Raw genomic sequence first — 11463 nt, forward strand, 5'->3', positions numbered from 1 at the left:
AATTACAGGAACCAAAGGTATTACCTATTTTTCATTCCGACTAAAACTTTCGATATCGACATCCATAAATTTATAAACATTAAAATTCCATAAATATTAGCGACAATTACATACAATCCTATAAATTGGTTTTCAAAGTGGAACAACGGAGTGTAATAAATGGCCATAATTAAGGCTATAACCATTGAAAAAAGAAGCAGTTTTTTCCTAGTTATCATATAAATACAATACAAAAACGTATAATAGGCCCAAAATTGCGCAGCATACCATGCATGAGATAGTCGAATACCTGTTTTCGTATGCAAAGTTGTTAAAACCATTATGTATATTACAAGTAATACAATTAATGGTGCAAATCTAACAAATTGCAAAAGATTTATTAAAAAGCGTTTTTTTGAACTTAGGTGATTTACTTCGTATTTAAACATCTGTTTCGTTATATAATGAACAAAAAATATTAATCCTACACTAATAGATAACATAAAAAATATCATTACTACGCCTTCTTTTCTAATGTATTAATCAACTGTATTTTAAAAATCAATAGGACTTAACCTAATAAAAATTACACCAACTAAAATTTTCATTAAACCATCTACTACAAAAAAGACATCTAGATTTACGTTAGTAATGATTAATCCTATGAATGAATTGATTATTAAAATGATGGATAGAAAAAACATCATTTTTCCATGTACCGGAATAAACATTAAAAAATGAACACCTACAGCTAAAAGAATTAATAGCCAGCAATTTCTATAATCATCACCAACAAAATGAAAAATGAGAAAAACTAAAATAGCCAATATAATCATTGAAAAATTAGCCCACTTCTTTTGTTCCGGTGTTCCAGAACCAACTGCAAATTTTTTCCTAGTTTTAGAGTTCAATTGCCATATCATTCCTAATGTATAAACAATAATAAAAGGCCAAACGTTTGGATAGCCGTTATGTTTTATTAAAAGTAAAAACATTGCTGCTCCAGCAATTATTAGCCAAATCCCATTAATCTTTTGTCTAGGATACTTGTAAGTTTGTGTTTCCATGTTCCGTTCTCCTTTTTCGAACTTTTCTAATCTTCTCGATATACACACTTCTTTTTTACCAGAAGCCTCATGAGCAAATTCAGCTAAATTCACACCATCATTCTTCTACCTCGCTTTGAATAATAAAATATTAGATTTCTGAAATATCATATCAAATATAGTTGTGATTTATTTGTCATAATTCGTCGAATAGATAAATAAAAGTCGTTTTATGTCAAAATTATTATTTATTTGGATAGCCAACTTTGGATTAGATAGATAAAATGATGCAGATACTAAATTGAAGACACATGAAATACTGGATTTTATTCTAAAAGAAGAAACATACTAGCAATATTAATCCAAATAAAAACTGTTAGAGCATACAGCTCTAACAGTTTTATTGTTCATTATTATTAAATTTCGCTAATGCGTAAATACCTTCTTCATCATCTAATTCAAGTTGCAATCTTGCTGCAAATGAATTGACGTTGTATTCTCGATCAAGCAACAAGCGTAGTGCTTCGATTAAGTTTGCTTGAATTAAAATTTGCTGGCGACCATTTACCTCTACTTCTGCAGAGAAACCGTAGTCGTCATCATACATTAGTTCAACTGAAACTTCTTCTGGACCAACTTGTCTTTTTTCAGCGATATATACACAAAGCGCATTTATCAATTCTTGTTCAGAAATTTTTATTGTTTCCATGCTACTTCATCTGCCTTTTTCTTACGTTGATCTTTGAAGTATTTAAATGCACGAACTGCTAACATTACGATACCAGCCATTACTAACATATTTACCATAAACGCTAATACAGAACCAAGTGCTCCCATATTTGCAAATAAGCTACCCATTAGTAAACCACCAAGACCACCTAGTAATAAGCCTTTCATAAAGCCACCTTTATTACTTTTTGGTGCTGTGTTTGTTGCTTTTGTTTTTGAATCAGTTGTCGTTTTTTGTGAATTCACATTAGAATCTTTTTTGTTTAAATCAACTTTTGACTTTTGACCTGAACTTGGTGTATATGATTTTTTACCAGATTTGTAACTTTTCGCTGCCGCATGATCTACGAACATAAAGCTACTAGCCCCAAAGATAACCATGAATGCTGTCATTACTGCTACAAGTTTTTTCAACATATTATATCCATTCTCCTTTTATATAGATATATGTGAAATCTACCTTTCTAGTAAATTCAGAATGATAGATTTGTTTTAAAACCATTTTAAAGGTTCTTATGAACTTATTATATGAACTTTTGTCGAAATATGCAAGCATTATTTACTTACGACAATTTCATGACATAGGAAAAATTAAGCAAAACGGAATTGACTTTAAATGAAACAAAACATATTATAAGTTCATAAGAACTTTTTATAATTTTGGAGGTGAAAAGATGGAAACATTTCATCTCACACGAAACGAAATGGCAACGCTCCTTCTATCACTAAGAGGATGGAATACGAAGAAGCCTCTCGGCATTTTACAAGAAGCTTGGGCAAAGTCACATAAAAAAGATATTGAAAGCGGACAAAGCGTTACTGCTTTTATTACAACCGCACTTTCGCCTATTTTTGAAAAATTGATTAAGATTGACGATACGGATGTCGGTTTTTCTTTAAATGAAATAGTTGCGCTTGGCAATCAGATTGAAAATACGAGCTTCTCTGTAACTGCTATGCAAAACTGGGTGAAACGAGATATAAAAGAAATGATCGGCTCCCCTCAAAAAGGGAAGAAATACTCAATCGAACAAGCAGCATTATTATTCATTGTCGAAGATTTAAAAACAGCGCTTGATTTTGAATCTATTCGCAAACTATTACGACTCATCGTAAATGACCCGGCCGATCGAAGTGATGATTTAATTAACCCTCTTCATTTATATGTAGCTTATTCTTCTTTATTTGAAGAACTGAATCAAGGGAATTGCTTACAACTAAATGCTACAGATACAGTTCATACGATCGAAAATATCGTAAAAGAAAAGGCTGATAAAATAGCAAGTAAGTTCGATCAAATTAATAACGAACAACGCGAAGCAATTCGTAACGCTATTATTATCGCCACACTTTCTGTACATACCGCTTATGTACAAATGCTAGCGAAACGATATGTGACAGCAACGTTATTTTTACAAAATTTAGATGTGAAACCTTAAAAAACAGGAGCAGATTTGCTCCTGTTTTTTTATATCAATATATCTTTTGTACTATTAAGCTCACATGAAATTCGAAATTGCCCTTCATGAACTTTTTCGGAGACTAAAAAGTTTTATGTAGACACCTTTATTCTAACTAATATATGAGAAATTTTTAATAATCTTTTCATTATCTCTTCATGAAAACTGGGCTTATATCCTTTACTATAATACTTATGAGAGACATAAAAGAATTGAAATGGCAATCCACTATATAAATAAGGTATAATCTACATATAGTGAACCTTTTATATTGTTAAATAAAGGGGCTTATATTCAAAATTCATACATTAGAAGGTGCAACAATGTTAAGTAGTTTTATTCATTCAGTATTAACATTTTTTGAGGGATTAGGTTATTGGGGCATAATGCTTGGACTTATGATTGAAATTATTCCAAGTGAGATTGTCCTTGCTTATGCGGGATACTTAGTATTCAATGGTAGTATCTCATTTGTAGGCGCAGTTATATTCGGTACAATTGGTGGTGTTATTGCCCAAATCTTTGTTTACTGGATTGGTCGATATGGTGGTCGCCCTGTATTAGAACGTTACGGTAAGTATATTTTCATACATAAAAAACAAATGGATGCTGCTGAAGATTGGTTTAATCGTTACGGAACTGGCGTAATTTTCACTGCACGTTTCATTCCTATCGTTCGTCATGCGATATCAATTCCTGCTGGTATTACAAAAATGCCATTACTACGTTTCACTACATTAACAGCACTTGCGATCATCCCTTGGTCTATCATTTTCATTTATTTAGGTGAGAAACTAGGTGAAAATTGGGAGAATATTAACGATATTGCTGGACCGTATGTGAAATCGTTCGCTATCGGTGGCGTTGTACTTATACTTTTATATTTCGTTATAAAAAAGTGGACAAAAAAACGTAAAAATCTTGCTTAAGATTATAATAAAAACCGCTATAAATTCATTAAGAATTATAGCGGTTTTTATTATCGGCTTGATCATGTATTAGAAATTGTATTATTTCTTTTTTATGCTTTAAGTCATGCTCGATAAGTGATGAAAAATAATTATTTAACCTCAATTTGGTCTACTAATTGTTTACGAGTAAAGCTAAATTGATCTATTAGTTCTTCTTTTGAAATACCAGACCTTGCATATTTTATTGCACCCTTATTCATTTCCTCAACATCTGTTGGAACGATAGGTACAGATTTCCCGCTTACAAAATATGAAATTCTATACTTCATTAGAAACTCATCCCAAACAATAAAATGTGAAATTACATCCGCAATTGCCCATGAACCTTTTTTAAATGGTTGAAACCATATATCCTCCGATATTCCATTCAATGTTTGGCACCATTCTATTAGATTTAACTTTTCTTTCAGAATCCTTCCTTTCTCCATAATGCACTCCTCTTCCACACAAATAATTCATTCATATTAATGATTTCTAGACATTTCATTAAAACCCTCCAGTTTAAGATTTACTTGGATAAGTTACAATTCATTTGTAATTTCGTATAGTAACTCAAAAAGGAGTGATCCCCCTATGCATTGGCAGCAAAAAGTACCATACTTAATCGGACGCCCTGTTGGTATTTCTCTTATTAATGGGCAAGGAACTTCCGGCGTTTTATGCGGCGTTCAAAATAATCAATTATTTGTTTACGAATACCTTTACCAAGCCCAGTTCGCCATGAAACATTATGACTTTAGACAAATTCAAGATATACACGCCTTTCCAAATTGCCCACACCAAAATCCTCTATACTAAAAAACAGGAACGGCTTTATTGCCATTCCTGTTTCTATTGTTTATGCATTATTTTTCAGAGTAAAACTTCTGCACAGCTTCATCAAAATAGATCCAGCCTTTCCAGCCTAAATGAATTGTATCTTTTAAGAAATACTTATCATATTCATGGCTAGAAAAATCGACTACTGGGTATCCTGCTTTCTCGACTTGATCGCGAACCTTATTGTAATACACATCACGACGTTCTTTTGGGAAACCAGCGTAATCATACCACGGTCCGTTTACAGGCACAGAAATAAAGAGTGGTTTTACATTTTTTTCTTTGAAAAGATCTAAAACAATTTGTAAGTCATCATATTCTGGTGAATCATCATACGATTCATTTGCTCTAAAGTTTTTTAAACCTTTTAATTTTTTCTTTAAATTATGTTTATAATAATATGGATTTTCAATTCCGAATGTATTTGTTGTGGATCCTACTTTACCTTCTTGTTCCGCATGTTTACGTGCATCTTCCCAAGAAAGCGAACGTAAACCCATATTTGTTTCCTCTTTCATCGGTTCGATCTTAAATAGAGAGTTAAATAAATCTCGATGATCTAAAATGTTCCGGTACATATACGCTAGCGGTTTAGCTAGTTCAGCTTTTATGTTATGTTTTGTATCGTTATATACAATACTTTCTAGCGAACTACTTAATATCGCATCCTTACGAACAACTTTATAATCTAGTAAACGTTTCGCGATTTTTTTCTTCATTTCAGGCTTTATTTCGTCATTAAAAATAAAGTGATAGGCTTGTTGTTTGGAGAAATTATTTGTAAAATCCCCTTGTGATACACCGGTTTTTGTAAACCATTGTGGTGAAAGAACAAAGACTACCTTTTTACCTTCTAATTCATCCATTGTAGACGTCATATTTAATATATGAGCCAAGCTTTGCGTACCACCAGTCCCTATTAAAAATGGAGTAAAACCTGCTGGATTTACTTTAAAATAGTTAGATGGATGATATGCATCCATTCGTAAAAACTCTGATGAACCATACATCGGTAAATACTGCGAATTCTCTAACATTTTCTGTTGCAAGAAAACACTTTGTAATTTCTCTTTTTGTAAGGAAGTTGCTGCATCTTCTATCTTTTTATCGCTTAATAGTGATACTAAACTCTTAGATGGAATAAGCAATACAATGAAAAAGAGTACACAGGCTAAAATAATTGGACCAAAAGCATGCTTCATCTTCATCGGTTGTTCCTCTTTCTATTACGAATAAATTGTAACCCTTGTTTATGACACGTCATCATTTCTCTCCTTTTTTTCAATACATGCTCCATTCTATTTATCTATTATATACATGTATGTATTTCCTCCCTTGCTCTATTAAGTCCTATACAAATAGCGCAAGAAAATGCTTCCAAAGAAACATGTTAATTATACAAGATTCTACATAAATTTCACACTGGAATTTATGTAATAATTTTATTTTTAAGCGATGAAAAAACTTATAAAATGTCTATAATTCATTTGAAGCTATAAGAAAAAACAGACTATCACATACGTGAAGTCTGTTTCTTCATCACTTTATTTTTGTACATCTGCCCATTTTAAACTTGTTGCTGGACCGAATTGATGTACATATAAGTCTTTCACATATGGCTTTTGTAAATACGATAATCCGCGCTGGAATACCGGTGCAATTACTGCATCATCAAGAAGTACTTTTTCAGCATCTTGCATTGCTTTCCAGCGAGCCTTTTCATCATTACCTAATTCAGTTTTAATCTTCTTAATTAACGCGTCATACTCTGGATTTGCATATCCTGTATTATTTACGGTACTTCCCGAAAGGAAAACTTCTAAGTATGTCATTGGATCTGGATAATCAGGTAACCAACGTGATAACGACATTTCGTATTCTTTTTTCTTCTCTAACGCTAGTTTTTGCGTATGTGGTTGTAATTTCACATTAACTTTTAGCCCTGGTAAGTTTTTCTCAAGCTGTTCTTTAATATATTCTCCTACTTTTTTAAAGTTCTCTAAGTCATAGTTTAATAGCTCTAACGTCACTTCATTTGTGCCTGTCTCTTGCTTCGCCTTTTCCCAATATTCTTTCGCTTGTTTTACATCAGTCTTATTAAACTCACCTGCCGTACTTCTAAAATCTTTCTTATCTGGTCCTTTTAAAAATCCTTTTGGTACGTAATAATTCGCAGCAACTGATCCATCATTTAAAAATGAAGTCGCAAGTCCCTTCTTATCAAAAACTGTGCTAAGTGCAAGGCGTGCGTTTTTATTTTTAAGAATCGGTACATTTTCATTGAAACGGAAGAAATACATAACTGGATCTGTATATTGTTTCAGTTCTTTATTATTTTTATATTTATCTACGAATTCTGTAGAAATGACAGCCCTATCTACCTTATCTGTTTCATATAAATTTACCGCAGTTGAAATTTCTTTAACAATTTGGTAGTTTACTTCATCTAATTTCACTTCTTTTTTATCCCAATATTTATCGTTTTTCTTCATTGTAAAGCTCGCTTCGTGCTTCCACTCCGATAATGTAAACGGCCCATTATATATCGCTTTATTTGCCTCTAACCCGTATTTATCACCTTGCTCTTTCGCAAATTTTTCATTAATTGGATAGAAAGACGGTAAAATAAGTAGTTTCGTAAAATACGGTACTGGATGTTCTAACTCAACAACGAACGTTTTATCATCCTTTGCTTTCACACCTAATTCTTCTAAGCCTAATTGTTTCTTATTTATCTTTTCCGCATTCTTCACATCGTACGCGATATATGCATATTGAGAGGCTGTATCTGGATTTATAAGTTGCTTCCAAGCATATACGTAATCTTGAGCTGTTACTGGATCGCCGTTAGACCATTTCGCATCACGCAAGTGGAATGTATAAGTCTTTCCGTCTTTACTCACTTCATATTTTTGTGTCCCAGCCTGAATCACTTCATCATTTTTCGATAAACGGAATAATCCTTCCATAACATTGTTTAAAACATTAAACGATACTGCATCTGTTACTTTTCCAGAATTCAGTGATGGAATTTCACCCGTTTCTAGTAGTTGTAATACTTTTTTCTCATCTTTCGGCTTCGTAGCTGTTTTTTCTTTCGCACAGCCTACTAAAAATGAAGAGACAAGTAAAGTACTAACTAATGAATAGCGAACAACCTTTTTCATATAAAGCCCCCCTATCTTTTTCAAGGTAAATAACGACGAGCACCAGCGTATTCTTCTATATATCCTGGTGTATTTAACGGTATAATTTCTACCGATCTTTCAGCTCTTGGTGAATGAATCATATTCCCATCACCAATATACATGGCAACGTGATGAACACTACCTTTTCCTTGATTATGTGCAAAGAATATTAAATCGCCCTTTTGTAGGTTTTCTTTATCAACCGCAATTCCTGCTTTTGATTGTGGCCCAGAATCCCTCGGTATTGTAATGCCATGTGATTTATAAATCGTATGTGTAAATCCAGAGCAATCAAATCCAAAACCACTTGTACCAGCCCATATATACGGTAATCCTAAAAACATTTTTCCGGTGTTTATTAAGTCATCAGCGGTTGGAGTCGGAATATCATTTTGAGAATGGTAAACAGTTCCATCATTTTTCCGTAGCCACGCCTTCTGACCATTTGGCAACAATACGCGGTATGAGATCGTATCTTCACTTAATAGCAGTAAACGCGTATTATAGCTGACTTCAAGTGATTTATGTTTTTCAGAAGGGTTAATATATACAATTGCTGTCGGTTTCGTTATTAATACGAAAGGTTCGTTTGTTTTATCTACAAATTCTTGATTATACGTTAATTGTTTTTCAGGCATCCACCCTGGATACCCTTCTTCATTTCGCGGCGTTGGCTGTCCGTGCACTAGTACTTTTACCCAATCACCTTTTTTATCAATTACTGTTACTTCTTGACCGAGTAGCGCTTGCGTTTCTAATTTATTTGCATTCGTTAACCAAAGCTTCTCATCTAACGTCATTGATTTCGTCCACTTCCATAAATCAACTGGATTTGTTGCGCTCGGTGCATCAATTGGTCGTAATGAGTCAGGCGCAGTCCATAACGTTGCAGCAGATACATCTATAAATGCTTTATTATCCTTCTTCTCTTCAGCATTTGCCGATGTAAACGATGAAAATATAAATAAGGTTGTCAAAAATGCAGTTCCTACTTTTTTCATATATATCCCCCTTAAAAGATAGTTTACTAGGTACTACTTCTAAGATTGTATATTCACTACAGAATGCAGGTTTACCTTTGGACCATTGTAAGTCATTCCTTCTGGGTCTTCCATTAACCATAACGGTGCATCAAGATCAAAGTAATGAATGTTCGGATGTGCCGCAGCTAAATGGGCAACAACGCTAACTGAAAGTGAAGGTTCCATCATACTTCCAACCATACACTTCACACCTGCTGCTTCCGCAATATCCGCAATTTTCCATGCTTCTCGTATGCCGCCGCATTTCATTAATTTAATATTAAGTAGGTCTGCATATCCTCCTTGGATAATCTTTAATGCATCGCTTGCCGAAAACATACTTTCATCTGCCATAATAGGCGTTTGTACATTGTCCTTCACGTACTTTAATCCTTCCCAATCTTTCGCATGAACTGGTTGTTCTACAAATTCTATATTTAAATTTCTATTCTCCATTTCTCTAATAATAGAAACAGCCTCTTTTGGATTCCATCCTTGATTTGCATCTAGACGTAACGTCGTATTCTTTGGTACTACATTTCGAATTGCCTCTATGCGTTCTAAATCTAAGTGTGCCTCTTTACCCACCTTAATTTTTAATGTTTGGAATCCCTTTTCGATATGCTTTTTCGCTTCTTTTGCCATTAATAAAGGCTCATCCACACTTACTGTAATATCAGTATGAATCTCTTTCTTCCCACCTAACAATGCATATAACGGTATGTTGTGAAATCGACAATATACATCGTATAAAGCCATATCTACCCCCGCTTTCGCACTTGTATTTCCTATACAGCTCATTTGAATGTGTAACAATAACGTTTGAAATTGCAGCACATCTTTATCAACTAATACGGAGCGAATTGGCCCTAATATTGCTTCCTCAATCCCGTTGGTAAAATCACCTGTAATAACCGGTGTTGCTGCAGCAGCTCCTTTTCCAACAATCCCTTCATCTGTATGAATAAACACATCTATACTTTCGATTTCCGTTACAGTGCGAAGCGCAGTTTTAAACGGTGTATGAAGCTTTACATGTCGGCGGTTTACCTTCACATCGGTAATTTTCATTTTGTTCATCCTTTCATTGTTTATAGAGTGATACTTTAATCCCCGGGTGGCTTTTCCGTTAATGCGAAACAAAAAAATCCAGCCATAAGAAGATTCTTACGGCTGGATTTTGTCTATGAATGGGTAGACAAAGCAGCGATCTGATTATATTTTTTCTGTGCATCCTTTAGCGCTACAAGTAGCGCCTTTTGAGACGAACCGAAGTATCGATTTTTTATTTCTGTTACTAATGCTGGGTCATTAATATTTTTATGTAGAAACAAATATTTAACAAATTGAGATGTTAATGCAATTGTGGCTGAGCAATCTGCATCTACAATTTCCCCTGTATCCTTCTCAAGTACAAATGCTACAAAATAACTTTTGAACTTTTCGGTAATGGGATTATTTTGAGGTGCTTTCGCATCCCCTACGACGTAAATTGTATTTGAAGCGTACACAGCTATCTTCCTTTCTTATACGAGGATAACGGTTTTCTTAACAGACGTATAAGCTGTTAACTCAACGTTGATTAAAAAATGTATCCGCTTACCTTGTATTATATACAATTGACAGAATTTTGATAATATTCATTTTGACATATATTCCATAATTATGAAAATCTCTTGAAACAATTAAAATTGGCTCAAACTTCTCATTTTTACAATATGTCATTGCTCCTTGTACCATGACATTCACACTACAAACAACTTTTTCCCTCATACATCAAAAAACAGTTAGCTATCGCTAACTGTTCCACCACTTCACTTTGGCAATACGAATATTGTTTCGTTTGACTTAGAAAATTGATACTCTTTTCTAGCAAACTTTAAAATCTCTTCTTCATTACCGGTTAAATTCTCAATGTTAGTCTTTAAAGAACCTTGATCTTTCTTTAAAGAAACTAATTGTTTTTTTTGATTTGTTATAGTATCTTTTTTGCCATTAATTACTTCTTGTTGTTTCGTTAAAATATATTGAACGTACAAAGTAGTCGCAGCAATAAAAATGAACATGAAAATAAAACGCCTTAACTTCTTCTTATTTATAGTTCGCTTGTCGTTAGGCTGTGATAGTTGCTCTGGTATATTAGGAACATTGACTCTTTTGAGTTTCCTCATTTTCAAATCCCCCTAACCCATATTTTCTCACTACCATAGGCACGATCTCTTACTAACTTAAATTCTATTCTTATAAAA

General features: G+C 33.5%; 13 protein-coding genes and 2 pseudogenes. 3 read left to right on the forward strand and 12 right to left on the reverse strand.

Features of this window, described 5'->3' with window-relative positions:
• Positions 1-20 precede the first annotated feature (20 nt).
• From ABH957_RS12655 to ABH957_RS12670, 4 genes are all read right to left on the reverse strand, one after another.
• On the reverse strand, positions 21-494 hold the full coding sequence (locus tag ABH957_RS12655) for a hypothetical protein (protein ID WP_404511352.1): 474 nt from the start codon (positions 492-494) through the stop codon (positions 21-23).
• A 39-nt stretch (positions 495-533) separates the two neighbouring features.
• Complete coding sequence (locus ABH957_RS12660) at positions 534-1046, reverse strand: DUF6609 family protein (RefSeq protein WP_215585112.1); 513 nt, start codon at positions 1044-1046, stop codon at positions 534-536.
• 379 nt (positions 1047-1425) lie between these two features.
• Entirely contained in the window at positions 1426-1734 is a 309-nt protein-coding gene (locus tag ABH957_RS12665) for a YxcD family protein (RefSeq protein WP_000447767.1), read from the reverse strand.
• Positions 1722-2171 (reverse strand): hypothetical protein, encoded by a 450-nt coding sequence (locus ABH957_RS12670; RefSeq protein WP_002032604.1) that lies wholly within the window; start codon positions 2169-2171, stop codon positions 1722-1724. Before ABH957_RS12670 ends, ABH957_RS12665 begins: the two co-directional genes overlap by 13 nt.
• A 257-nt stretch (positions 2172-2428) precedes the next feature.
• Here ABH957_RS12670 and ABH957_RS12675 point away from each other — a divergent pair, with 257 nt between their 5' ends.
• Positions 2429-3193 carry a DUF1836 domain-containing protein gene (locus ABH957_RS12675; protein WP_002085036.1) on the forward strand — a complete coding sequence of 255 codons (765 nt, stop codon included), beginning with the start codon at positions 2429-2431 and terminating at the stop codon, positions 3191-3193.
• A gap of 344 nt (positions 3194-3537) precedes the next feature.
• Positions 3538-4143, forward strand: a complete 606-nt coding sequence (gene uptA / locus ABH957_RS12680) for an undecaprenyl phosphate transporter UptA (protein WP_002032601.1) — start codon at positions 3538-3540, stop codon at positions 4141-4143.
• A gap of 28 nt (positions 4144-4171) precedes the next feature.
• On the opposite strand, the pseudogene ABH957_RS12685 reads toward uptA, so the two are convergent.
• Positions 4172-4613 (reverse strand): annotated as a pseudogene (locus tag ABH957_RS12685) (DinB family protein).
• 145 nt (positions 4614-4758) lie between these two features.
• Here ABH957_RS12685 and ABH957_RS12690 point away from each other — a divergent pair.
• Complete coding sequence (locus ABH957_RS12690) at positions 4759-4983, forward strand: hypothetical protein (protein ID WP_002147309.1); 225 nt, start codon at positions 4759-4761, stop codon at positions 4981-4983.
• Between the two features lie 47 nt (positions 4984-5030).
• On the opposite strand, the gene dltD is transcribed toward ABH957_RS12690, so the two are convergent.
• The 7 genes and pseudogenes from dltD to ABH957_RS12725 all read right to left on the reverse strand — a co-directional run bounded on the left by dltD (position 5031) and on the right by ABH957_RS12725 (position 11385).
• Complete coding sequence (dltD, locus tag ABH957_RS12695) at positions 5031-6212, reverse strand: D-alanyl-lipoteichoic acid biosynthesis protein DltD (RefSeq protein WP_404453561.1); 1182 nt, start codon at positions 6210-6212, stop codon at positions 5031-5033.
• Positions 6213-6548: 336 nt separating this feature from the next.
• Complete coding sequence (locus ABH957_RS12700) at positions 6549-8171, reverse strand: peptide ABC transporter substrate-binding protein (protein ID WP_404453558.1); 1623 nt, start codon at positions 8169-8171, stop codon at positions 6549-6551.
• A gap of 20 nt (positions 8172-8191) precedes the next feature.
• Complete coding sequence (locus tag ABH957_RS12705) at positions 8192-9193, reverse strand: C40 family peptidase (RefSeq protein WP_404511355.1); 1002 nt, start codon at positions 9191-9193, stop codon at positions 8192-8194.
• A gap of 39 nt (positions 9194-9232) precedes the next feature.
• The gene (locus tag ABH957_RS12710) at positions 9233-10294 is read right to left on the reverse strand and encodes a dipeptide epimerase (RefSeq protein WP_404511358.1); all 1062 of its coding nucleotides are present in this window, start codon (positions 10292-10294) and stop codon (positions 9233-9235) included.
• 104 nt (positions 10295-10398) lie between these two features.
• Positions 10399-10725: a DUF3870 domain-containing protein gene (locus ABH957_RS12715; RefSeq protein WP_002012954.1), complete on the reverse strand. Its 327-nt coding sequence runs from the start codon at positions 10723-10725 to the stop codon at positions 10399-10401.
• An 88-nt stretch (positions 10726-10813) separates the two neighbouring features.
• A pseudogene (locus ABH957_RS12720) lies at positions 10814-11090 on the reverse strand (hypothetical protein).
• On the reverse strand, positions 11029-11385 hold the full coding sequence (locus tag ABH957_RS12725) for an FtsB family cell division protein (protein ID WP_404511360.1): 357 nt from the start codon (positions 11383-11385) through the stop codon (positions 11029-11031). The pseudogene ABH957_RS12720 and the gene ABH957_RS12725 overlap by 62 nt, the downstream one beginning before the upstream one ends.
• Positions 11386-11463: the final 78 nt, after the last annotated feature.

Origin of the sequence: Bacillus sp. RC242, from assembly GCF_044908245.1 — a bacterium.
In the GTDB taxonomy this organism is placed as follows: Bacteria; Bacillota; Bacilli; order Bacillales; family Bacillaceae_G; genus Bacillus_A; species Bacillus_A mycoides.

Excerpts from the sequence above, each read along its gene's own strand:
- ABH957_RS12660 (WP_215585112.1), bottom strand. The coding sequence starts at position 1,046 with ATGGAAACACAAACTTACAAGTATCCTAGACAAAAGATTAATGGGATT.
- uptA (WP_002032601.1), top strand. The coding sequence starts at position 3,538 with ATGTTAAGTAGTTTTATTCATTCAGTATTAACATTTTTTGAGGGATTA.
- dltD (WP_404453561.1), bottom strand. The coding sequence starts at position 6,212 with ATGAAGATGAAGCATGCTTTTGGTCCAATTATTTTAGCCTGTGTACTC.
- ABH957_RS12665 (WP_000447767.1), bottom strand. The coding sequence starts at position 1,734 with ATGGAAACAATAAAAATTTCTGAACAAGAATTGATAAATGCGCTTTGT.
- ABH957_RS12675 (WP_002085036.1), top strand. The coding sequence starts at position 2,429 with ATGGAAACATTTCATCTCACACGAAACGAAATGGCAACGCTCCTTCTA.
- ABH957_RS12670 (WP_002032604.1), bottom strand. The coding sequence starts at position 2,171 with ATGTTGAAAAAACTTGTAGCAGTAATGACAGCATTCATGGTTATCTTT.
- ABH957_RS12690 (WP_002147309.1), top strand. The coding sequence starts at position 4,759 with ATGCATTGGCAGCAAAAAGTACCATACTTAATCGGACGCCCTGTTGGT.
- ABH957_RS12705 (WP_404511355.1), bottom strand. The coding sequence starts at position 9,193 with ATGAAAAAAGTAGGAACTGCATTTTTGACAACCTTATTTATATTTTCA.
- ABH957_RS12710 (WP_404511358.1), bottom strand. The coding sequence starts at position 10,294 with ATGAACAAAATGAAAATTACCGATGTGAAGGTAAACCGCCGACATGTA.
- ABH957_RS12700 (WP_404453558.1), bottom strand. The coding sequence starts at position 8,171 with ATGAAAAAGGTTGTTCGCTATTCATTAGTTAGTACTTTACTTGTCTCT.
- ABH957_RS12655 (WP_404511352.1), bottom strand. The coding sequence starts at position 494 with ATGATATTTTTTATGTTATCTATTAGTGTAGGATTAATATTTTTTGTT.
- ABH957_RS12725 (WP_404511360.1), bottom strand. The coding sequence starts at position 11,385 with ATGAGGAAACTCAAAAGAGTCAATGTTCCTAATATACCAGAGCAACTA.